22 protein-coding genes and 1 pseudogene are annotated in these 21,023 nt (G+C 65.9%); 16 read left to right on the top strand and 7 right to left on the bottom strand.

What is annotated here, in order from left to right; genetic code table 11:
* The first annotated feature begins 4 nt into the window (after positions 1 to 4).
* Entirely contained in the window at positions 5 to 817 is an 813-nt protein-coding gene (gene budA, locus G6N33_RS22210) for an acetolactate decarboxylase (protein ID WP_049918959.1), read from the top strand.
* Positions 818 to 896: 79 nt separating this feature from the next.
* Complete coding sequence (locus G6N33_RS22205) at positions 897 to 2,033, top strand: glycosyltransferase (RefSeq protein WP_044506734.1); 1,137 nt, start codon at positions 897 to 899, stop codon at positions 2,031 to 2,033.
* A gap of 2 nt (positions 2,034 to 2,035) precedes the next feature.
* On the opposite strand, the gene G6N33_RS22200 is transcribed toward G6N33_RS22205, so the two are convergent.
* Positions 2,036 to 2,500, bottom strand: a complete 465-nt coding sequence (locus G6N33_RS22200) for a hypothetical protein (RefSeq protein ID WP_232069443.1) — start codon at positions 2,498 to 2,500, stop codon at positions 2,036 to 2,038.
* Between the two features lie 113 nt (positions 2,501 to 2,613).
* Between G6N33_RS22200 and G6N33_RS22195 the strand changes: the two genes are divergently transcribed.
* Positions 2,614 to 3,468 (top strand): sulfurtransferase, encoded by an 855-nt coding sequence (locus G6N33_RS22195; protein ID WP_044506736.1) that lies wholly within the window; start codon positions 2,614 to 2,616, stop codon positions 3,466 to 3,468.
* 2 nt (positions 3,469 to 3,470) lie between these two features.
* Here G6N33_RS22195 and G6N33_RS22190 read toward each other — a convergent pair whose 3' ends face one another.
* On the bottom strand, positions 3,471 to 4,322 hold the full coding sequence (locus G6N33_RS22190; RefSeq protein ID WP_231382427.1) for a 5'-methylthioadenosine/S-adenosylhomocysteine nucleosidase family protein: 852 nt from the start codon (positions 4,320 to 4,322) through the stop codon (positions 3,471 to 3,473).
* A 105-nt stretch (positions 4,323 to 4,427) separates the two neighbouring features.
* Between G6N33_RS22190 and G6N33_RS22185 the strand changes: the two genes are divergently transcribed.
* Complete coding sequence (locus G6N33_RS22185) at positions 4,428 to 5,276, top strand: alpha/beta hydrolase (RefSeq protein ID WP_044506738.1); 849 nt, start codon at positions 4,428 to 4,430, stop codon at positions 5,274 to 5,276.
* Positions 5,277 to 5,285: 9 nt separating this feature from the next.
* On the opposite strand, the gene G6N33_RS22180 is transcribed toward G6N33_RS22185, so the two are convergent.
* The gene (locus tag G6N33_RS22180; protein WP_231382428.1) at positions 5,286 to 5,867 is read right to left on the bottom strand and encodes a TetR/AcrR family transcriptional regulator; all 582 of its coding nucleotides are present in this window, start codon (positions 5,865 to 5,867) and stop codon (positions 5,286 to 5,288) included.
* Positions 5,868 to 5,926: 59 nt separating this feature from the next.
* Between G6N33_RS22180 and G6N33_RS22175 the strand changes: the two genes are divergently transcribed.
* The 6 genes from G6N33_RS22175 to G6N33_RS22150 all read left to right on the top strand — a co-directional run bounded on the left by G6N33_RS22175 (position 5,927) and on the right by G6N33_RS22150 (position 10,701).
* Positions 5,927 to 6,151 carry a hypothetical protein gene (locus G6N33_RS22175; protein ID WP_044506739.1) on the top strand — a complete coding sequence of 75 codons (225 nt, stop codon included), beginning with the start codon at positions 5,927 to 5,929 and terminating at the stop codon, positions 6,149 to 6,151.
* Positions 6,148 to 7,014: an LLM class F420-dependent oxidoreductase gene (locus G6N33_RS22170; protein WP_044506741.1), complete on the top strand. Its 867-nt coding sequence runs from the start codon at positions 6,148 to 6,150 to the stop codon at positions 7,012 to 7,014. The genes G6N33_RS22175 and G6N33_RS22170 overlap by 4 nt, the downstream gene beginning before the upstream one ends.
* 8 nt (positions 7,015 to 7,022) lie before the next feature.
* Positions 7,023 to 7,763, top strand: coding sequence for a hypothetical protein (locus tag G6N33_RS22165; RefSeq protein WP_044506743.1), 741 nt, complete (start codon positions 7,023 to 7,025; stop codon positions 7,761 to 7,763).
* Positions 7,764 to 7,910: 147 nt separating this feature from the next.
* Positions 7,911 to 8,429 (top strand): lipoprotein LpqH, encoded by a 519-nt coding sequence (locus G6N33_RS22160; protein WP_044506744.1) that lies wholly within the window; start codon positions 7,911 to 7,913, stop codon positions 8,427 to 8,429.
* Positions 8,430 to 8,477: 48 nt separating this feature from the next.
* The gene (locus G6N33_RS22155; RefSeq protein WP_044506745.1) at positions 8,478 to 9,464 is read left to right on the top strand and encodes an alpha/beta fold hydrolase; all 987 of its coding nucleotides are present in this window, start codon (positions 8,478 to 8,480) and stop codon (positions 9,462 to 9,464) included.
* A gap of 22 nt (positions 9,465 to 9,486) precedes the next feature.
* Complete coding sequence (locus tag G6N33_RS22150) at positions 9,487 to 10,701, top strand: MFS transporter (protein WP_101528296.1); 1,215 nt, start codon at positions 9,487 to 9,489, stop codon at positions 10,699 to 10,701.
* Positions 10,702 to 10,709: 8 nt separating this feature from the next.
* On the opposite strand, the gene G6N33_RS22145 is transcribed toward G6N33_RS22150, so the two are convergent.
* Entirely contained in the window at positions 10,710 to 11,921 is a 1,212-nt protein-coding gene (locus tag G6N33_RS22145; RefSeq protein ID WP_101528297.1) for a cytochrome P450, read from the bottom strand.
* A 15-nt stretch (positions 11,922 to 11,936) separates the two neighbouring features.
* Positions 11,937 to 12,587 (bottom strand): TetR/AcrR family transcriptional regulator, encoded by a 651-nt coding sequence (locus tag G6N33_RS22140; protein WP_044512019.1) that lies wholly within the window; start codon positions 12,585 to 12,587, stop codon positions 11,937 to 11,939.
* Positions 12,588 to 12,805: 218 nt separating this feature from the next.
* Between G6N33_RS22140 and G6N33_RS22135 the strand changes: the two genes are divergently transcribed.
* Positions 12,806 to 13,591, top strand: a complete 786-nt coding sequence (locus G6N33_RS22135) for a spirocyclase AveC family protein (RefSeq protein WP_044506747.1) — start codon at positions 12,806 to 12,808, stop codon at positions 13,589 to 13,591.
* Positions 13,592 to 13,604: 13 nt separating this feature from the next.
* Here G6N33_RS22135 and G6N33_RS22130 read toward each other — a convergent pair whose 3' ends face one another.
* Positions 13,605 to 14,579 (bottom strand): LLM class flavin-dependent oxidoreductase, encoded by a 975-nt coding sequence (locus G6N33_RS22130; RefSeq protein WP_044506748.1) that lies wholly within the window; start codon positions 14,577 to 14,579, stop codon positions 13,605 to 13,607.
* A gap of 456 nt (positions 14,580 to 15,035) precedes the next feature.
* Between G6N33_RS22130 and G6N33_RS22125 the strand changes: the two are divergent.
* The 4 genes and pseudogenes from G6N33_RS22125 to G6N33_RS22110 all read left to right on the top strand — a co-directional run bounded on the left by G6N33_RS22125 (position 15,036) and on the right by G6N33_RS22110 (position 19,335).
* Positions 15,036 to 16,133, top strand: a pseudogene (locus tag G6N33_RS22125) (NAD(P)H-dependent amine dehydrogenase family protein).
* 80 nt (positions 16,134 to 16,213) lie between these two features.
* Complete coding sequence (locus G6N33_RS22120) at positions 16,214 to 17,374, top strand: MalY/PatB family protein (RefSeq protein WP_408632807.1); 1,161 nt, start codon at positions 16,214 to 16,216, stop codon at positions 17,372 to 17,374.
* 106 nt (positions 17,375 to 17,480) lie between these two features.
* Positions 17,481 to 18,386 carry a haloalkane dehalogenase gene (locus tag G6N33_RS22115; protein WP_044506751.1) on the top strand — a complete coding sequence of 302 codons (906 nt, stop codon included), beginning with the start codon at positions 17,481 to 17,483 and terminating at the stop codon, positions 18,384 to 18,386.
* Between the two features lie 322 nt (positions 18,387 to 18,708).
* On the top strand, positions 18,709 to 19,335 hold the full coding sequence (locus tag G6N33_RS22110) for a TetR/AcrR family transcriptional regulator (protein WP_044506752.1): 627 nt from the start codon (positions 18,709 to 18,711) through the stop codon (positions 19,333 to 19,335).
* A gap of 221 nt (positions 19,336 to 19,556) precedes the next feature.
* Here the strand turns inward: G6N33_RS22110 and G6N33_RS22105 are convergent, their stop codons facing one another.
* Positions 19,557 to 20,285, bottom strand: coding sequence for a 3'(2'),5'-bisphosphate nucleotidase CysQ (locus G6N33_RS22105; protein ID WP_101528298.1), 729 nt, complete (start codon positions 20,283 to 20,285; stop codon positions 19,557 to 19,559).
* Between the two features lie 128 nt (positions 20,286 to 20,413).
* Here G6N33_RS22105 and G6N33_RS22100 point away from each other — a divergent pair, with 128 nt between their 5' ends.
* Entirely contained in the window at positions 20,414 to 21,019 is a 606-nt protein-coding gene (locus G6N33_RS22100) for a hypothetical protein (RefSeq protein ID WP_408632740.1), read from the top strand.
* Positions 21,020 to 21,023 lie beyond the last annotated feature (4 nt).

The raw sequence follows: 21,023 nt of genomic DNA, 5'->3' as shown, positions 1-21,023 counted from the left end.
CCCCATGACCACTAGAACCAGCGCCTACGATCACTTCAAGCATTGGGCTGCAACGCTTCTCGAGCACCAGCGGGACACAGCCAACGGCGGCGATGAGGTGTACCAGTTTTCGACGATCGGCGCCCTGCTGGACGGTGTCTACGACGGCGACGTCACTGTCGCCGACATCCTGCGCCACGGCGACTTCGGGTTGGGAACGTTCAACCACCTCGACGGCGAGATGGTCATCCTCGACGGCGTGTGTTATCGGTTGCGCGCGGACGGAACCGCCACCCGCGCAGCGTCAACCGATCGCACGCCGTTCGCGGCGGTGACCCGCTTTCGCACCGATTTCGACATTCACATCTGCAACACCGCCAACCGCTCGCAGGTGCTCGGCGCGGTCGACCGACAGATCGAAAGCGCCAACCTCATCTACGGGATCCGGATCTCCGGGCGATTCCGCGAACTGCACACCCGCACGGTGATGGAACAGCACCAGCCCTACCCGCCGCTCACCGAGGCCACCGAAGGCCAGGCCGAAACCCGGTTCACCGACGTCTCCGGGGTGCTGGTCGGATTCCGCACTCCGCAGTTCCAACAGGGCATTTCCGTGGCCGGATACCATTTGCACTTCCTCAACACCGACCGCACCGGCGGCGGCCATGTTCTCGATTTCACCCTCGACGAGGGCGTGGTCGCGGTTAGCGGGGCGTCACAATTGCATTTGAGCTTGCCGACCTCGGGAGCTTTTCTGGACGCCAGCCTGTCCGGTGATCACCTGTCCGAGCAGATCAACGCGGCCGAGGGCGACCGCAACGGCGAGGACAGCCGCTAGCCAACGAATTCACGGACTGTTCAGGCATGCGTCAGTCCCTCCTCGTTGACTGCACACAAGCGCCGCGTGTCCTCAGCGTATGCGTGTTGTCCAGGTCGCCAACTTCTATGGCCCGCGGTCCGGCGGCCTTCGCACCGCGATTGATCGGCTGGGCGCCGAGTACTGCGCCCGCGGTCACGACGTGTTTCTGGTCGTTCCCGGTTCCCGCGCGGAACGCATCTTGCTGCCCACCGGAGTAATTCGAATTACCCTGCCCGCCTGGCGGATTCCGTTCACCGGCGGGTACCGGGCGGTGATGCCAGGGCCCGTCAAGACGCTGCTGGAGGCCCTGCAACCCGACTCGCTGGAGGTGTCGGATCGGCTCACGTTGCGATCACTGGGGCGGTGGGGTCGCCAACGTGGCGCCACCACGGTGATGATTTCCCACGAACGGCTGGATCGTCTTGCCGGTCAAGTGCTTCCACGCCGGCCGGCGCGTAGCCTCGCCGACTTCGCCAACGGCCGCACCGCCGCTGACTACGACACCGTGGTGTGCACCACCGGTTTCGCGAGGGAGGAATTCGACCGCATCGGCGCGACGAACGTCGTCACGGTGCCCCTCGGTGTGGATCTCAACATGTTTCACCCGAGCCGGCACTCGCCGCTGGTCCGCGGCCGATGGGCCACCCCACAACAGCTGTTGCTGGTCCACTGCGGCCGCCTGTCGGTTGAGAAGCGCGCCGACCGCAGCATCGATGCCTTGGCGGCGTTGTGCGATTCCGGCGTCGACGCCCGACTCGTCGTCGTCGGCGAGGGCCCGCTGCGGTCGAAGCTACAACGACAAGCCGCCGGACTGCCGATCGACTTCACCGGCTTCATCTCCAACCGGCACACCGTCGCCGAGCTGCTGGCGGCCGCGGATGTCACCCTGGCACCCGGGCCGCACGAAACCTTCGGGCTGGCCGCGCTGGAATCGCTGGCCTGTGGGACGCCGGCCGTGGTGTCGCGCACCTCGGCGCTGACCGAGATCATCACCCCGGGCAGCGGCGCGTCGGCCGACAACAATCCGGAAGCCATCGCCGAGGCGGTCGGCACGGTGATCAGCCTTCCCGAATTTCACCGCCGGACTTGCGCGCGGCGTCGCGCGGAGAACTTCACCTGGCAGCGCGCGGCGGCGGGCATGTTGGCCACACTGGGACCCAGCTCCGACGGATGCCGCGACGAGGACACCGCCTAGCGCTAGAAGCCGGATGCGGCCCAGGCCCCCGGCGGGTACGGGGGCACGTGGCCGGCGAACGTGGCGTCGGTGATCTGGCAGAGGGTGTCGGCGATGGTGCCCGTATTGGCCAGCACCGTCGCCTCACCACCCGGGACGACCCGGGCCATCACCGCCTGCCAGAAATAGCCGACACCGCCGTGTTCGTACCAGATAAACCAGTCGGTGTCGCGGTTGCCGGCCCGGATCAGGCGCCGGAACGGCAACGTCGGATTGGTGACCGAATCCGTCTTGTTGAACGGTGCACCGACGTCCGCGAGCGGCGGCAACAACGCGACGAGTTCCGGTGGCAGTTGCGTCAGGCTCTGCACTTCATGCACGGGTGTCGTCAACGTGCACTGGGTATTTGGCGTCGCCGCCGCCGGTGTCGCCGTCGCGACCGCTACCAGCACGCCGGCGATTGAGCAGCGGGAAAACCTTGCGCCCATCCAGACTCCCGGTGTGCTCGGCTATCGCCTAGCAGACTACGCCGACCGTTTGCTGACGTTGGCGCTTTCGCGTCGGCGACTAGGCTCGCGACAGACCACCAGGAGGCATACCAGTGAAACCCCGCGACCAGATTCTGATTACTGCCGGCGAGTTGGCCGACCTCATCGGCGCCGACACCCCGCTCAGCATTTTGGACGTCCGGTGGCGGCTCGACGAGCCCGACGGCCGCGCGGCGTATCTGGACGGTCACCTGCCCGGCGCGGTGTATGTGTCCCTCGACGACGAGCTCAGCGATCACGCTGTCGTCGGACGCGGCCGGCACCCGCTGCCGTCGGCCCCTGGCCTCGAGGCCGCCGCTCGCCGTTGGGGCGTTCGGCAAGATTCGGCGATCGTGGTCTATGACGACTGGAATCGCGCCGGCTCGGCCCGCGCGTGGTGGGTGTTGACCGCGGCCGGGCTGCCCAACGTCCGGATCCTCGACGGTGGCCTAGGCGCCTGGCGGTCGGCAGGGTTGCCTCTCGAGACGGGGCAAGTCACCCCGGAGCCGGGGAATGTGACTGTGCTGCAAGAGGATTTGTACAACGGCGCGCGCCCCACCCTGACCGCCGACCAAGTCGGCGCCGGGTCGATGACATTGCTCGACGCGCGGGCGCCGGAGCGCTACCGCGGCGACACCGAACCCGTCGACGCGGTCGCGGGTCACATCCCGGGCGCGCGCAACCTACCCAGCGGCTCCGTCTTGACCGCCGACGGCACCTTTCTCGCCGGCGACGAGCTCGCCAAGCAGCTGTCCGACCGCGGCATCGACGACTCGGGCCCGTTGGCTGCCTACTGCGGATCGGGTGTTACCGCCACGATCGCGATTGCGGCGCTGGCGGCGACGGGGCGAGAGGCGGCGCTATATCCCGGATCGTGGTCGGAATGGTCGTCGGATCCGAACCGTCCCGTGGCCCGTGGCCCGGAATAACCTCATGCACCCGGCCAGCGGTTGAGGAAGTCCGCGGTGACCCGGGCGGCGTTGACCGCGGCGACCCGGTGGTAGACGAAGAACTGGAGCGGGAAACCAGGCAGGTGAAGCGGATCGCCCGGACCGTCGGAGATGCCGCGCACGGCGAGGAAGGGCACACCGTGGGCTTCGCCGACCGCCTGCACCGCCGCACTCTCGCTGTCCGTCGCGTCGAAGGCAGGATCCGCCGCCGACATGATCTTGGCGTTACTGATCAGGCCGTGCCGCAGCCACGGCCACACCGCCGGCAAAAAATTGCCGGTGTAAAAGAAGGAGCGATCGGGCGCGGTTCGGGGCTGGCAGCCGAACACGCCGCCACCGTGCGGGATACACGGGAATGCCTGTCCGTTGTTGTTGTCGTAACTGCAGCCATCCCCACCGACCACCAGCTGTGGCTGGTGGCGCATCGCCCGGGCGTTCTTCAGCGTCACCGATACGGTCTCGGCGGTGGCCAACATCGAGGGGTCGACCGGACGGAACGTCACGCCGCCATCCAAGGTCCAGCGGGCGGGCACCGCCACGTCGGCGATACCGGTGCGCCCAGCTCCGCCCGCGACACCCGAAAATACTACTGCGCCAACGCTACTGGAGAAGTAAGCGAATGCGGTTTCGGCGGCGTCGGTGGCGTTCACCAAGCCTATGCCGGTCATCGTGACAATGACTTTCTTGCCACCGATCGCGCCCAGATAGAAACGGCGATGGTCGGCGGCCACCACCGGATCGGGGTCAAGCACGGCGTGCGACAGCACGGCGTCCGCCTCGACCGGAAAGGCCGTCAAGACCAGCGTGCGCTGTTCGGTTGAATCCACCGGCACGATGACCACTTCCTCGGGGTCGGCGGCGCTGCACCATTATCGCCCTTTTGTCCTCGTTTGGTGGGCTTAGACGTTAATCTCAGGGCGCGACAAAGGAGTCAGTCCATGCTGGAAGTGATCGAAAAATGCCCCGGGCACGATTCCGCCAAACCAGCGGTGCTCTTTGTGCACGGGGCCTGGCATGGTGCGTGGTATTGGGATGAGCACTTTTTGGACTTCTTCGCCGAAAAGGGCTATCGCGCGTTGGCGGTCAGCCTACGTGGCCACGGAAACAGCGCCGGGCCCAAGCGGAACCACTTCTGTTCGATCGCGGATTACGTCGACGATGTCGACTCGGTCGCCAAAAGCCTACCGGCGCCGCCGATCGTGATCGGTCATTCATTGGGTGGCTTCATCGTGCAGAAGTATCTGGAATCGCACGACGCGGCGGCAGCGGTGTTGCTCGCCTCCGTGCCGCCGCGCGGGGTCGCCGAATTCATGGTGCACCGGTTCCGGGAACATCCCTGGTACAACCTGCGTACTTTCTTGACTACCAAGTCATTACAGGGCCTCGGCGGCACGCCTGACCTTGCCCGCCAACATTTCTATTCGCGATCCACTCCCGAAGACGATGTGGTGCGTTACACCGCGCGACTTCGCGCAGAATATGTCGGAAAGTGGTTCTTCGACATGTTGTTGTTGAATCTGCCCAAGCCCGATCGCGTCGACGTTCCGGTGTTGGTATTGGGTGCCGAAGAGGACGGGTGTTTCACGCAGCGCGAAGTCCACGCCACCGCCCGGGCTTACGGCACCACCGCAGAAATCTTTCCGAATATGGGCCACAATATGATGGCCGAGCCCGGATGGCGTCTGGTCGCCGAACGGATTCACAGCTGGTTGGAAACCGCTGTCGCACGTCGCGAATCAAATGCCGCCGGGCGGGCGTTGGATGCCGCCCAAGACGGACAGGCCTAGCCGATAGCCTCAGTTATTACCCTGCGCCGACGATTTGATTCCGGCGATGATCAGGCCCAGCCCGGCCCGGAACTCTGCCGCGGTTGGCCTTCTCGCCTGGGGCGCTTCCTCGGCCGGACGGCTCTCCTCCAGCGCCACCGAGCCCAGCAGGTAGGTACACAAGACCATATGAGCAGCCGCTGCACCGGATTTGGTCAACCCGGCTTGTGCGATCAGGTCGCGGCTATATCGATCGAGCCGACGGGCGGGCTCGCTTTCCGGACGGGATTGCAGGATGTTCGCGACGCCGGGGACGCCCAGAATCGATTCCCGGGCGGTGCTGTAGAGCTCAACGAGCCGGGTGTCCCACGGCCCGTCTTCGGAGGTCGGTATCTCTTCCAGCACCGATTCGGCGACCAGCTCCAGCGCGGCCTGCTTGCAGGGCACGTGCCGGTACACCGAGGGCACGGCGGCGCCGAGTTGAGCGGAGAGCGCGCGCATCGTCACGCGCTGCACCCCCACCCGTTTCGCCAAATCGCGCAGGGCGGTCACCACCTCGCCGCGTTCCGGGCCGCCGTAGGCACGGCGGCTACCGGCCTGGTTTTCGATCACCGTTAACACCTACCCGCTATCGCACGGCTGAATCACCGCTGGTGGGTAGTATCTGCCCAATGACGTGCCGGTCGGCGGGCAAAGTGGCGATTATCACGGGCGCCAGCACCGGCGTGGGACCTGTCGCGGGTTCGGTGTTCGGCCATCTTGACATCGTGTGCAATAACGCCGCCGCACCCGCACAGGACCGGTGGAATCTGCCGCTGATTGTGGCCAGCGACCAAAGCCGAACCAGCACAGGGCAATCGATCCCTGTCGACATCGAAGGGTTGATGCAGGGATGAGCCCGGTGAAGCTATCGGTGTCCACCCCGGTGGTGATCACGATGCCCCAGGTCAGTGCCGAGTGGGAGCAGGACGCCTCCATCGAAGATTTGGCACAGATCGCCGCCGTCGCGGACCGGCTGGGCTATTACCACCTGACCTGCAGCGAGCACGTCGCGCTGCCGGCGGTCGAACAGCAGCGCAGGGGGGTGCGCTACTGGGATCCGCTGGCGACGCTCGGCTATCTGGCCGCCCACACCCAACGAATCCGACTGGCCACCAACGTGTTGGTGCTGGCCTACCATCATCCGCTGGAAATCGCCAAGCGCTACGGCACGTTGGACATGGTCAGCAATGGTCGGCTCATTCTCGGCGTCGGGGTCGGCAGCCTCAAAGAGGAATTCGACCTCCTCGGGGTTCCGTTCGACGACCGTGGGCCGCGCGGCGATGATGCGCTGCGCGCACTACGGGCGTCCCTGTCGGTTCCCGAACCGGCCTACCACGGGGAGTTCTATTCCTTCGACGGCATGGTCGTCGACCCGTGCGCGATGCAGGACCACGTCCCCATCTGGGTCGGCGGACGCACGCTGCGATCGCTGCGCCGCGCCGTCACGCTGGCCGACGGGTGGGCTCCGTTCAACGTGACCTTGCCGCAAACGCGAGAATGGTTGAGCCGCTTCGACCTTCCGTCGGGATTCGAGGTGGTGTTGCCGCCGCCGGCACCGCTGGATCCGATCGATGCTCCCGACCGCACCGGCGAGATCCTCGCCGACACCGCCGCGCACGGCGCCACCATCGTCACTGCCTGGTTCCGTCACCATTCCGTGCAGCATTATCTGGAGAATTTGCATGCGCTGGCCGAGCTGCACGTCCGGGCCGGTTAGGCAACGGCATGAACCGGGTAAAGGCGGGCATTTTCAGCCTCACCGCACGGGCCGACGCCGAAAGTGACTATCTGCGTTGGCATCTGCTGGATCACATGCCGGAGCAATACCAACTGCCCGGCATCGTGCACGGCTTGCGCTGGATCGCCGATGGCGAGTACCGCGACCATCGTGTGGCGGCCGACGGGCCGCTGGGAGACGTCGGCAACCTGGTGCACTATCTGGTCGGCGATCCCGTCGAGGAAACCTTCGACGACTTCGTGGCGCTCGGTCGCGCGCTGCGCGAAAACGGCCGCTTCCCCGTCACCCGGCCGCTGCTGCAAATCGCTGGGCTCCGGCTACTGCAGTGGCACGCCGCGCCGCGCGCGTTCGTCTCCGCGGAAGTGGTGCCGTTTCGGCCGCACCGCGGAATCCTGCTGATCGTCGAGGAACCCGCCGACGGCCGGCCGGACGACTGGCTGCAATGGCTGCACGCCGAGCACCTTCCCGCTCTGCTCGCCACCCCCGGTACGGCGGGTGCGTGGATTTTCGGGTCCAGCACCGGGTGGAGTCGACTACCCCGCGGCTGGCGCACGGACCACCAATATGTCACCGTCGTCTACCTCGACGCCGACCCCCTCGCCACGACCGCCGCGCTGGCGCCGCTGGTGAGACAGCGCTGGCAATCGCCGGTGGTGCGCCCCGTGTTCGCCGGTCCGCTGCGCACCATGATCAGTTGGGACGCCTGGCCTTCCGCCGGCACACACTGAGCAGTGTCTTGACCGCTACGGTGGGCGCGGGCCGGTGCAGGGGCGCGGCGGCCGTTCCGGAAAGATTCCTGGTGACGAGGCGGGAATCAGTGGGACCCCAGGTAGGAACCAGGTAGGACCCAGGTTGGACCCAGGTAGGAGAGTGCGATGACGAAACCGGATGTCCGGCCGCGACGCGACCCCCGCATCGCCGGGCTCGGGACGGTTGTGCTGATGATCGGGCTGTCGGGGTGCTCGAGTAGCGGTGGCGGTCCTGGCGCGGCGACCACCACGACCCCGGCCACCTCGAGCACCACCGTCATGATGGACCAGCATTCACACACGATCACCGCGAAGGTCGAGTGCACCACGACGGCGGCCGCGCCGCATGCCACGCCCCCCGAGTCGGGAGACCTGACGACGCGCATCAACGTGCACGACGATTCGGGGTCGGTATCGTTGGCGCTCTCCGACGAAAAGCCCCCCAGCGTGGACGGCTTCGCGGTTTCGCTCAAGGTTGGAAATGGTCAATACCAGTTGCCCTATCAGCCGACCCAGTCGGCGAATCAGGTGCTGGTCACGAAGGACGGCAAGAGCTATACGATCACCGGCTCCGGCCAAGGGACGGCACCCGGCCAAAGCGGTATGCGCCAGATCACGTTCGGGATACACGTCACGTGTCCGTGAGCGCGCGCCCGGTTGTCTAACCGCGATCGCCTCTGCGATGCTGGCAGCTTGGACATCTTCGCGGAATGGCAAAACCTCAGCACCGAACTGCGCTGGCGATCGACGACCGCCGCCAACGATGGGCAAGAAGTTAGGGTGTTCAGCCGCCGCTGTGGCACGGCCGGGGCTCCGCCGCTCGTGCTCGTTCACGGCTTTCCGACCTCGAGCATCGACTTCTTCGACTTAACCCATGAACTCGCGGACGATTTCGACATGTACCTTTTGGACTTTCCGGGTTACGGGTTGTCCGACAAGCCGCCGGAGCCATACGTCTACTCGCTGTATGACGATGCGCGGCTGCTGGTGTACGCCATCACCGAGGTATGGAAGCTGACCGGGTTCCGCATGCTCACCCACGACCGCGGCAGCAGCGTCGGCATGATCGCACTCGGCATGCTCGCGGAGCTGGACCCGCCGTCGCTGCCGGTGGATCTCATCCTGACCAACGCCAACATCTACCTGCCGCTGGCCAATCTCACCCTGTTTCAAACCGCGCTACTGGACCCCGAAACGCGGCGAGCCACGGCCGCGGCGACCACACCGGAGACCCTGGCCGCCGGGATGGGCGCCAGCACCTTCATGCCGAGGAGGAAACCGACCGATCCGGAGATCGTCGCGCTGGCGAAGTGCTTCGCCCACAACGACGGAATCCGGGTGCTGCCGGACACCATCGTGTATCTGCATGAACGCGCCGCCGATGAAACCAAGTGGTTACAGGCGCTTTCCGGCAGCCATGTCAACACGACGGTGGCGTGGGGATTGCACGACAACGTCGCTCCGTTGCGCGTGCCCAACTACGTTTGGCAGACCTACCTCAAGGACAAGCCCGGCCGCAACCGGTATTGGGTGCTTCCGGGCGCGGATCACTACATTCAATGCGACGCTCCCCGGCAACTGGCCCAGATCGTGCGTCTCGCTGTCGAAGAAGGCGACATCGCGCTGCAAACGCTCGGCAATCAGCCCGACGGGGCGGTCCTCGTCGATCAGAGCATTTAGTCATTGCCGTAGAACGTCTTTCATGACCACCGATGCCGATGACCACACCAGCTGGCTGACACCGGGTGTCGGTGCGGTCGCGGCGACGAGCTTCTTCTCCGATGCCAGCCACGAGGTCACCACGTCGGTGTTACCCACCTTCCTCACCGGCACGTTGGGGGCTTCGGCCGCCGCGCTCGGGGTGGTGGACGGCGTCAGCGACGCCCTGATCGGCGTGATGAAACTGGTGGGCGGACCGCTGGCCAACGATCCCGAGCGCCGCGGGCGGATCGCGTCCGGCGGGTACCTGGCGACGGCGCTGGCGACCGGAGCCGTCGGCGTCGCGGCCACCGTGTGGCAAGCCGGGTTCCTGCGCGCCATCGCGTGGATGTCCCGCGGCCTGCGATCACCGGCGCGCGACTCGTTGCTGGCCTCCTTGAGCCCAGAATGGGCGCGAGGCAGGACATTCGGTCTGGAACGCGCCGGCGACAACCTCGGCGCGGTGGTTGGCCCCCTGCTGGCGGCCGGACTGGTGGCGTCGGTCGGAATCCGCCCCGCCCTGTGTCTGGCCGCGTTACCGGGGATTTTCGCGGCGGTGGCTATCCTGGTGGCCGCCCGCCAGGCGCGGCAGCACCGCCCACCCGTGGATGCCGCGCGGCGGCGGCGATTCGACTTCGGCGCGCTGCGTGACGCTGGGATGCTCAGGGCACTGCTGCCCGTGGCGCTGTTCGAATTCGGCAACGTGGCAACGACATTGCTGATTCTGCGCTCGACCCAACTGCTGACCTCCCCGCAACGCACCGCGACGGCGGCGACTTCGCTGGCGATCCTGATCTATGCCGGCCACAACGTGGTGGCGACGGGGGCCTCGGTGGCCGCGGGACGCTGGTATGACCGCGCGGGGCCGCGTGCCGTCTTCGCAACCGGCGCGGTCGTCTATGTGCTCGGTTATCTGGTGTTCGCCGCCGGGGTCCACAGTCCCCCCGTCATCGCGTTGGGCTTCGCCCTCGCCGGCGCGGGCATCGGACTTGCCGAACCGACGCAGTCCGCCGTGGTGTCGCAGCTGCTTCCGGATCGGTTGCGAGGCAGCGGGTTCGGTGTGCTGGGCGCGGTGCAGGCGGCCGGTGATGTGCTGGCGACCGTCGTCGCCGGTGTGCTCTACACCGTGGCCTCGCCCGCGATTGCGTTCTGCTACGCGGCAGGGTGGATGGCGTTCGCCGTCGTCGCCTCGGGCATGTTGCGACCGGCCCGAGTGTGAGGCCGGGTCTACCCCACTACCACCGGCAGCCGGGCCCACCCGCGCACGCTCGCGGTATGCGCGCGTCGGGCATTGGCATAGTCCACTTCCCAGTCCGGCCAGCGTTTGAGTACCTCCTCGAAGGCCACCCGCGCCTCCATTCGGGCCAGCGCTGACCCCAGGCAGAAGTGCAGGCCCTGCCCGAAACTGAGATGGCTACCGCGACGGTGGATGTCGTAGCGGTCGGGGTCGGGGAGCTGAGTTTCGTCGCGGTTCGCCGAGGCGTTGAGCAACAGCATGAATGAGCCCTCCGGGACCACCTGGCCGTAGTGCTCGGCATCGCGTGCGACGTAACGCGCCTGCACAGGCGAGGGCGGTTCGTAGCGCAGCGTCTCTTCGATCGCGCCCGAGATCAGCGACGGGTCCGCGACCAGCTCGCGGCGCTGATCGGGATGATCCGACAGCAGCTGCCCCATAAAACCGATCAACCGAGCGGTGGTTTCGTTGCCGGCACCGGCGATCATCGCGGTGTAGGACAGCACCTCGGTCCGCGACAGGGGCCGACGCGTGCCATCGGGTTCGTCGATTTCCGCCCGCAACAGCTCGGTCATCAAGTCGTCGGAGGGATGGCTGGCTCGCCATTCGATGTACTCGGCAAACAGCGCGATGGTATTGGCGAACACGTTTGCGTCCACCTCGGCCGGGTTGGCGCCCTCGGACAATTCGATGTTGGCCACGCTGCGGTCGCGGATCTTTTCCTGGTCCGCTTCGGGGATGCCCAGCAGATAGCCGATGGTTCGCATCGGCATCATCGCGCCGAGGTCCGCGATGAAATCGAACCCAGGCTCGCCCACCAGCGGGTCGAGCTCGCGTACACAGAAACCGCGCACCAACGACTCCACGGCGAGCATGCGCCGCGGGGTGAAGACGCGGGACAGCAGCTTGCGGTGCAGGTCGTGCAGCGGAGGATCCTCGAAGAGCAGAATGCCCGGCGGTACTTCGATATTCGCGAACAAGATGTCGGCGGTGGTACCGCGACCGGAGCGGTAGGTTTCCCAGTTTGGCAGCTCGCGCACCACGTCCCGGTAACGGCTCAGCGCGTAGAAGTTGTACTTCTCGTTGTGGTACAGCGGTGCTTCGTCGCGCATCCGCTTCCACACCGGATACGGGTTCGAATCGATCTCGACATCGAATGGGTCGTAATACAATTCAACGCTGGGGCTGGTCTTGGGGCTAGTCACGGTCAGATCCCTAACTCAGTCGTTGCGGTGCAAGAAGCCGTGCAGAAGCGCTTGAACGAGTTCCTCAACGATCACGTCCCGAGGCGGCGGGTTGTTTCCGAAGTAGGTCGAGCGGAAGGCGGCCATTCCCGCGATCATCGACACCGTCGAGTGGGCGGGAAGGTCCGGGTGGTCGGACCGCAGGCCCCGCAATTGCATGCCCTCTACGCTGATCTGGCCGAGCACCGTCACCGCCCGGCGCACCTCCGCGATGCCGGCATCGGTCTTCTCCTCGTCGGACAGATTGTCAGCGGCCATCAGCGTCAACAGCAGCCCCTGATGTTCGACGAACACGTCGTAGAGCCGCGATACGAAAAGCCGGGTCAACTCCCGCTCGTCGGTCTCCTCAGGCACCACCGACTGCCACGTCCGGCCGAAGTCGTCGACGAAGCTGACGAAGGGCACCACGAGTGCCTCGCGGAATAGCGCGGCCTTGGACCCGAAGTGTCGGAACAGCAGGTGTTCAGTGACGCCGGCGGCCTGCGCGATTTCCCGCGTCGTGGTGCTGCGATAGTCCTGGCCGGCAAAAAGCGCACGGGCCGCGTCGAGCAACAGCCGGCGCGGCTCCCCGCGCGGCCGACGCGCCGCCGTCGCGGGAATCGGCCGCTTCGTCGCACGCTGGGCCACCATTGTCCACTCCTGTCGAACCGTCCCGCCTTGGGGATAGTATCCACTATCTCCAAAGGATAGTATCCACTACCTTACGAAAAGATTCGTCGAAAGGGTGACACCATGGGCGCTGTCATCATGCTGGGTTCGCTGTTAGGCCTGATCGCCTTGATATTCGCGCTGGTACTCCGCTTCGATCCCGAGGCACGACGCGCGCCGGGCGAACAGGGCCGCCGGTGAACACCCAGATGACGCCCGCGCTGGCCGGGGCGATGTACTTCGCCTACGCCAGCAGCATCCTGTTCCTGGCGATCGGGACCTATCTGAGCTACCGTCGCCGGCGCATCCACCCGCTGTTACTGCTTGCCATCTCAGCTATTTCGTTCTCGTGGATCGAGTCCCCGTACGACTGGGCGATGTATGCACAGTTTCCGCCCGCACTACCGCGCATGCCGTCGTGGTGGCCCCTGAACCTCACCTGGGGCGGGTTGCCATCGTCGGTGCCGCTCGGCTACGTGTCCTACTTCACGATCCCCGCCCTGCTAGGCGCCGCCCTGGGCCGCTGGCTTAGCGCAAAATTCAACTGGCGCAGGCCAATTACCCTCCTGGTGGTCGGCCTCGCGGTCGGCTTCTGCTGGGCGCTGTTCTTCAACGCGTTCACCGGCGCCCAGCTCGGCAACTTCTACTACGGCTACGTGATCCCCGGCCTCGCGATCTTTGAGGGCACCAGGAACCAGTACCCGCTCTACGACTCGCTCGCCATGGGCATCCAGATGATGGTGTTCACCTATCTGCTCGGACGCACCGACGCCGCGGGACGCAACGTGATCGACATGTGGGCCGACAAGAGATCGAAGACCCGGCTGCAGTCATCGGCGCTGTCCGGCGCGGCCGTCATCGTCATCGGGCACCTGGTGTATGGCTCGGTCTTCGCGCCGCACCTGGTCACGAAGCTGGGCGGCTGGGTGACCGCAGGCCCGACGGAGCAGCTCTACCCCGGCGTGCCGAACCAACCCAAGTAGGGACCGACTGCTTTCACCCGCGCGCCTCGGGTAGCACCACCTCGCCGACGCGCCGCAGATACGGCCACGCGATCTCCGGCGGCAGCCCGCCGCATAGTGGCGAGAGGTTGAGTATCTGTCCCGCGCGTACCCTCGAAACTGCTTCTGGCACAGAGATAATGACGTGCGACGTGCCCGTGTCACGTAGCTCGTCGACGGTGTTCACATGCGAGAAGCCGGCCGTTGTCTCATCCCCGGGATTCCATGCCGCATAGGTACGCACGTCGTGCAGCAGATGATCGCCGAGCTCCTTCCAGGCCCGGTCGACGTCGTCGGCGACGAACACGACCGAAGGGGTATCCCGGGTGGGAAACATGGTCGGCCCGGGCTGGTGCCCATGCTCGCGGCAGGCCTCTTCGTAAGCCTCCTGCATGCCCGGAGCGTTGGCGTTGCCCAACATGCCCAGCCCGTACCTGCCGGCCCGACGAGCCGCAGCGACCGTCCCGCCGCCCCACATCAGTCCCGGTCCGCCGGCGGTCAGCGGGCGCGGCGTCACGCGTATCTGGCGCCCGTCTTCGACCACGGTCTCACCGGCGAGCAGTCGCCGTAACAGCGCGAGTTTCTCGTCGCAGAGGCGACCTCGGGTCTTTATCGACACCCCGAAGTGTTCAAACTCCTCGGGCCGGTAGCCCAACGCCAGGATGTAGGACGCCCGCCCATTGCTGAGGATGTCGAGGACCGCCATGTCTTCGGCGAGCCGCACGGTCTCGTAGAACGGCAGTATCAGAATCAGGCTCAACGCCAGGCGCTGTGTCCGGGCTGCGACTGCCGCCGCCAGCAGGAACGGCGACGGCAGGTAGCCGTCCTCGGAGCCGTGGTGCTCGCACAGCACGGCGGCCAGACCGCCGTGCTCTTCAGCCCAGGCGCACATCTCGGGTGCCGCGGCGTACAGATCGGTTGGGGGCGCTGCCCATTCGGGATCGCGCATGTCGAAGCGCAGTGTGTACACGCAAGCTCCTAGCTGGCCCAAACTTTGCGGCGTACGTTACACCTCCGGTCAAACACGTAACGCGGCAGGGTGGTCGGAATGTCCGGTGAGCTCGTGCAGGTCATCGCGGCACTCGACGGGCCGCGTGGCCCACCGCCGCGCCGAGGGTCACCTCGCAATGGATGTCGCGATCGCGCTCGATGTCGACCCGGTACGTGGCCGCGGATGCCGACGTATGCCAGTCCGGCGCCGCCGGTTACCGCGCCGCCCGACCTCGGGGTCCTGCCAAGGTGCCCCGTCCTGAGTGGCAACGCGAAACTAACCTAAAATTTGTTCACGAGGATAGTGCTTACTTTCTTAAACCCTTGACCGGGCGCCCCCGCGGTTGTAGCTTCCGAATCGAACGTTGGGCGACTTCACACGTAACGGCAACGGCCGCCTCAGCTTTCATCACGTCGGCGACGGAGGAGAGCCACGATGACAACGCATCGCGTAGTGGTATGGGCAACCGGTGGCATCGGTTCGATCGCCATCCGCGCCATCCACCGCCGCCCCAATCTGGAGCTGGCCGGGGTGTGGGTGCACTCCCCGGACAAGGACGGCAAGGACGCCGGGGAGCTGGCCAACGGTGAGCCGATCGGCCTGCAAGCCACCAACGACGCCGACGCGCTGATCGCCCTCAAGCCGGACTGCGTGGTCTATGCCGCCAGTGGGCCGGAACGCGACGCCCTGGCCATCCCCGATTACGTCCGGCTGCTGGAAGCCGGTATCAACGTCGTGACGACCAGCACCACCCGACTGGTCAATCCCTACGCCTACGAACCCGCGCAGTGGCGCGACCAACTCGCCGCCGCGGCCAAGCAGGGTCAGGTGTCGCTGTAGGCGTCCGGGATCGAGCCGGGCTTCGCCGCCGACTACCTGCCGCTGGTGCTGTCCACCCAGTCCTCGACGATCGAGAAGATTCACGCCTACGAGATCGGCCTGTACGACGACTACGGTGTGCCCGACATCATGAGTGACGCATTGGGTTTCGGCCGGCCGCTCGACTATCAACCATGGATCGGCTTCCCGGGGGCGATCGCCGGTGAATGGCAGGGCCAGATTCGGCTGATCGGCGACGCGCTGGGCGTCGAAGTCCAGGAGGTGCGCGAATTCTTCGACCGCGCGGTCACCAACCGGACGCTCGAGGTCGCGATGGGTACCGTCGAGGCCGGCAGCTGCGGAGCGCTGCGCATGCGGGCGACGGGCGTGGTTGACGGCCGCGAAGCCATCGTCATCGAGCACGTCACCCGGCTCGCGCATGACGTCGCCCCGGACTGGCCGACCGGCATCGGCGATCTGTCCTACCGGATACTGATCAGTGGCGATCCCGACATCGACTGCACGCTGGCGGCCACGCTGAAGGATCCGCAGCGGGCCGGCGTCGGGGGCATGACGTCCGGAGCGGGCGCGATGGTCGCCACCGCGATGCGCGTCGTCAACGCGGTGCCGTATGTCGTTGCTGCGCCGCCCGGGCTGTTGAGCTCGGTCGACCTGCCCCTGACGATCCCGCAAAATGCGTTTGTCGGCGGGTAGGTCGCCCCGGCTACTCTGCGGGCGTGACGGTTAATCCCCTCGATGAACTGACTCTGCCACAGCTGCGGCGCCGCACCAGCATGAAGTGGCGCGCGCATCCCGCCGATGTGTTGCCGTTGTGGGTCGCCGAGATGGACGTCAACCTGCCGCCCACCGTCGCCGAGGCACTGCGGGCCGCGATCGACATCGGCGACACCGGCTATCCGTCAGGCACCGCGCTCGCCGAGGCGGTCAGCGAATTCGCTTCCCGCCGTTGGCAATGGCACGACGTCGAAGTAAGTCGCACCGCAATCGTTCCCGACGTCATGCTCGGCATCGTCGAGGTCTTGCGTCTTATCACCGAGGCCGGCGACGCGGTCGTCGTCAACCCGCCGGTATACGCGCCGTTCTACGCGTTCGTCACGCACTCCGGGCGCCGGATCGTGGAGGCGCCGCTCGACGCCGAGGGAAGAATCGCGCTGGACGCGTTGGAGGAAACGTTCGTCCGCGCCCGCGCGTCGAGCCGACGGGTCGCCTACTTGCTGTGCAATCCGCATAACCCGACGGGAACGGTGCACACCGCAGCGGAATTGCGCGGCGTCGCCGAGCGCGCGCGGCGGTCTCGGGTGCGAGTGGTGGCGGACGAGATTCACGCCCCCGTGGTGTTGCCGGGATCGCGGTTCACCCCGTACCTCAGCGTCCCTGGGGCCGAGGACGCGTTCGCGCTGATGTCGGCGTCCAAGGCGTGGAATCTTTCCGGCATCAAGGCCGCCCTGGCGATTGCCGGACCCGCGGCGGCGGTGGATCTGCACCGCCTGCCCGAAGAGGTCAGTCACGGGCCGAGTCATCTCGGCGTCATCGCGCACGCGGAGGCGTTCCGGAGCGCCGACGACTGGCTCGACGCACTGCTGCAGGGACTGGATTCCAATCGTGTGTTGCTGAGTGACCTGGTGGCGCAACACCTTCCGGGAGTCGCCTATCGACACCCGCAGGGCACTTACCTGGCCTGGCTCGACTGCCGGCGACTCGGTTTCGAAGAAGACGCCGCCGACGGTCTCGCGGTGGTGTCCGACCTGTCCGGGCCGGCTCGCTGGTTCCTCGACCAGGCCCGCGTCGCACTGAGCTCCGGCCACGTTTTCGGCACCAACGGATCCGGTTATGTCCGGCTGAACTTCGCCACCTCCCAAGGCATTCTCACCGAGGCGATCACCCGCATGGGCCGTGCACTCGCTGCGAACCCGCGACGTAAGAGCACAAATTAGCTATCTTTAATGACCTGCCGGCTTGTTGTCGACGAATCTCGCACTGGACGAAAGGCGCCTTGCGGAGAGAGGCTTCACAGGTGCCCGTCCACCGGAGGAGCTGAATATGGATGTGCTGCGAACCCCGGACTCCCGATTCGAAAACTTGGAAGGCTATCCGTTCGTAGCGAATTACATCGATGTGGCAGCCAGCGACTCCCCTCCTGTCCGCATGCATTTCCTGGACGAGGGACCGTCCGACGGCCCGCCGATCGTGTTACTGCACGGCGAGCCCACCTGGAGCTACCTCTACCGCACGATGATCCCACCGCTGGCTGAAGCCGGGAGCCGGGTACTTGCGCCGGACCTGATTGGTTTCGGGCGCTCGGACAAACCCAGCCGCATCGAGGACTACAGCTACCTGCGGCACGTGGAGTGGGTGACATCGTGGTTCGAGCGGCTCCGCCTGAGAGACGTCACCCTGTTCGTCCAGGACTGGGGCTCGCTGATCGGTCTGCGCATCGCCGCCGAACAGAGCGACCGCATCGCGCGCGTGGTGGTCGCAAACGGCTTTCTGCCCACCGCCCAGCAGCGGCCCTCGCCCGGATTCTTGGCGTGGCGAGCTTTTGCGCGATACTCCCCTGTGCTGCCCGCGGGGCGCATCGTCGCGGCCGGAACCGTCCGCCGGGTTCCGCCCAAAGTGCGCGCCGGCTACGACGCGCCGTTTCCGAACAAGACGTATCAGGCCGCGGCGCGGGCATTCCCGCAATTGGTGCCAATCTCTCCGGACGACCCGGCCGTTCCGGCCAATCGAGCGGCATGGGACGCGTTGGGCCAGTGGGAAAAACCGTTCCTGGCTATCTTCGGCGCGCGCGATCCGATTTTGGGGCAGGCCGACCGCCCGCTGATCAGGCACGTCCCCGGGGCCGCCGACCAGCCGCATGCCCGCATCAGGGCGAGCCATTTCATTCAGGAGGACAGCGGACCGGAGTTGGCCGAACGCGTGCTGTCCTGGATGAAGCCCCTGCTCTGAAACCCGCCGGCGGTGAGCGCTTAGCCCGGCGCCGTGCCCAGACACGGAAACTGTCGGAGCCCACCGCCAGCTCGGACATCGCCTGCGCTGAGCCCTTCGGGCTCCACTCGGCTACCTCACGTCCGCCGGCTTCTTCGATTCCCGCTTTGCGCAACAGGTTTCGATATTCCGAAAGGAAGGCATGATGGTGGGTGTCGATCCGCAACATCGCCACTCTTCGCCTCGCTGGCACTCAGGTGCTACGCCGCCCGACTTACTTTGACACTAAACTCTCGGTATGATCACGCGTCGCCGCGCAGGGCTTCGTTAGGTCCCGACGGTCATGGGCCGAAAAGGTTGGGGTGGAGCACCACCGGCTGACGACGAGGAAGCGCGCAAGCGCATAGTGGACGCGGCGATTCACAGCATCGAATGGCGGGGACCGCAGCAAACCAGCCTGTCGGTGATTGCGGCCGATCTCGGGGTCACCCGGCCCACCATCTATCGGTACTTCGCCTCGCTCGAGGAATTGCTGAGCGCTGCGAGCGATATCGCCCTCGGCGGCTGGACCACCCGGATCGCCGATCTCACTGCGAACTTTGACGATCCGGTGGAGTTGTTGGTCGAGGCCGTGGCTTTTCTCGTCGAACGCCTACCGGAAGAACCCTTGTTGATGATGCTATTGGAGACCGACCACAGCCGGTCGATGAGCCGGCAGATGGTCCTGGGCGAGTCCGTGCGACGCTCACGCGTGTTGCTGGAAAGCACCGAGATCGACTGGGCCGCCTTGGGTTACCGTCACAGAGATTTCGACGATCTGGTCGAGTACCTGCTTCGGCTGATCCAATCGCTGGTATTGGTGCCGCCGGATCCGCCCCGTTCAACCACGGAGTTGCGGTCTTTGTTGCGGCATTGGATCGGTCCGGTAGTGCAAACACCACCGCCTCGTCGGGGCCCAACGTGCGACTGAAACACCTCATCCGGTCCGACCCAATTTTGGCATTACGACTCAAAAGTGGCGAGCGCCACAGTCCGCCAGCCTTGATAATGCACCGCCACTTTCGATGTAATATCTGATTGTTGCGCCCTCATGAGGATGAGTCAGGGCCTCATGAGGCGCAATCATCAAGCACCATTGTGGACCTCCGAATCACCTGGCGCGTAGCCGGTTACAGTGAGGCAGCCCTCAAGTCAGCGCGTGACAGCGAGTACCGCCTCGGCAAGCTCGGGACGGCACACCACCAGATCCGGCAGCTTGGGATCGGCCTGGTTGTATAGCAATACCGATCCATCAATGCGCGACGTGTGCAGTCCCGCCGCGCGGGCCACCGCCACGGGGGCGGCCGAATCCCACTCGAATTGCCCGCCGGCGTGCACGTAGACATCGGACTGGCCCTGGACGATCGATGCCACCTTGGCTCCGGCGGAACCCATTTCCACCAGGGTGCCGTCCAGGGCGTCGCGCACCGCCAGCGCGATCGCCGGTGGCCGGGTGCGCGACACGACGATGCGCGGCTTGGCCGGCGCGGCCGGCGGCGGGTCCACCCGCGGGGTGGCCAACGTGACTCGCTGGGCCGGCAATGCCACCGCGCCGGCGATCAGCTCGCCGGCTTGCCACAGCGCGACGTGCACGGCCCAGTCGTCGCGGCCGAGCTCGGAGAACTCCCGGGTACCGTCGAGCGGGTCAACGATCCACACCCGCTCCGATCGCAGCCGTACCGGGTCGTCGGCACCTTCCTCGGACAGGACGGCATCCCGGGGTCGCTCGCCGGCTAGCGCCTCGATCAGAAAGTCATGGGATCTCTTGTCCCCCGCCGCTTTCCGCTCGCTCGCCTCGGCGTCGGCGAACTCCTCACGGACCCCGAGCAACAACTTCCCGGCTTCGGTGGCCAAACGGGCGGCCAGTGCGTGGTCACTCATCGGTTGCTCCTAACGCGTCGCGAGAATTCAATACTTCCCTATGTTGGCCTCGTTGACCAAATTTAATGTGTCACAAATTTGCCCGTGACCACACCTCGGTTGTTCGGCAGTGTCTTAACCTGGTGATCGTGAGCGGCAACGTCTCCTCGGAGGGCGGGCCGCGGCGGGGGCGCCTCACTGTGATCGTCATCGTCGTGGCCCTGCTGGTGGTTGGTGCGCTGGTCTTCGTCGCGGTGAAACTCATCGGTGGTCGGCACGGCACGTCGGCGTCCCCCACCACCCAGCCACCGCCGGACAGCTACGCTATTCCGGGCTGCTACAACCCCTCCGTGCAACCGACGGAGCGACCCAAGAAGCTCAATGTGCTGGGCTGCGCGAGCGTTGCCGTTGCGCTGCAAGACATGTCATGGAGCTCCTGGGGACCTCAGGGCGCTGACGGGACCGGAACCGCAGTCTTCAAGTTGTGCGATCCGAACTGCGCGGCTGGGTATCAGGTCACCGAGCCGGTCGTCGTGCACGCGTGGAATCCGCAAGCGCCGCGCAAGGATGCCATCTGCCAGGGTGGCCTGAGAATTTTCGGCGACATGATTCTGGCCTTCCCTAACGGCGCGCCGCCGCCGAACGCGCAACAGATCGACACCGAGTACAACGGGATGCCGGCCGTCCACTTCGTCAACTATTCGCCCAGCGACACCCGCCAGACCGAATTCATCGGTTATACGTTTTGCAACTAGGGCC

The organism is Mycobacterium simiae, from assembly GCF_010727605.1.
Classification (GTDB): Bacteria; Actinomycetota; Actinomycetes; order Mycobacteriales; family Mycobacteriaceae; genus Mycobacterium; species Mycobacterium simiae.
The sequence above is the reverse complement of the archived record's forward strand: the minus strand, read 5'-3'. Positions and strand labels throughout refer to the sequence as shown.

Excerpts from the sequence above, each read along its gene's own strand:
- budA (WP_049918959.1), top strand. The coding sequence starts at position 5 with ATGACCACTAGAACCAGCGCCTACGATCACTTCAAGCATTGGGCTGCA.
- G6N33_RS22205 (WP_044506734.1), top strand. The coding sequence starts at position 897 with ATGCGTGTTGTCCAGGTCGCCAACTTCTATGGCCCGCGGTCCGGCGGC.
- G6N33_RS22200 (WP_232069443.1), bottom strand. The coding sequence starts at position 2,500 with ATGGGCGCAAGGTTTTCCCGCTGCTCAATCGCCGGCGTGCTGGTAGCG.
- G6N33_RS22185 (WP_044506738.1), top strand. The coding sequence starts at position 4,428 with ATGCTGGAAGTGATCGAAAAATGCCCCGGGCACGATTCCGCCAAACCA.
- G6N33_RS22175 (WP_044506739.1), top strand. The coding sequence starts at position 5,927 with ATGACGTGCCGGTCGGCGGGCAAAGTGGCGATTATCACGGGCGCCAGC.
- G6N33_RS22170 (WP_044506741.1), top strand. The coding sequence starts at position 6,148 with ATGAGCCCGGTGAAGCTATCGGTGTCCACCCCGGTGGTGATCACGATG.
- G6N33_RS22165 (WP_044506743.1), top strand. The coding sequence starts at position 7,023 with ATGAACCGGGTAAAGGCGGGCATTTTCAGCCTCACCGCACGGGCCGAC.
- G6N33_RS22160 (WP_044506744.1), top strand. The coding sequence starts at position 7,911 with ATGACGAAACCGGATGTCCGGCCGCGACGCGACCCCCGCATCGCCGGG.
- G6N33_RS22150 (WP_101528296.1), top strand. The coding sequence starts at position 9,487 with ATGACCACCGATGCCGATGACCACACCAGCTGGCTGACACCGGGTGTC.
- G6N33_RS22120 (WP_408632807.1), top strand. The coding sequence starts at position 16,214 with ATGAAGTGGCGCGCGCATCCCGCCGATGTGTTGCCGTTGTGGGTCGCC.
- G6N33_RS22115 (WP_044506751.1), top strand. The coding sequence starts at position 17,481 with ATGGATGTGCTGCGAACCCCGGACTCCCGATTCGAAAACTTGGAAGGC.
- G6N33_RS22110 (WP_044506752.1), top strand. The coding sequence starts at position 18,709 with ATGGGCCGAAAAGGTTGGGGTGGAGCACCACCGGCTGACGACGAGGAA.
- G6N33_RS22105 (WP_101528298.1), bottom strand. The coding sequence starts at position 20,285 with ATGAGTGACCACGCACTGGCCGCCCGTTTGGCCACCGAAGCCGGGAAG.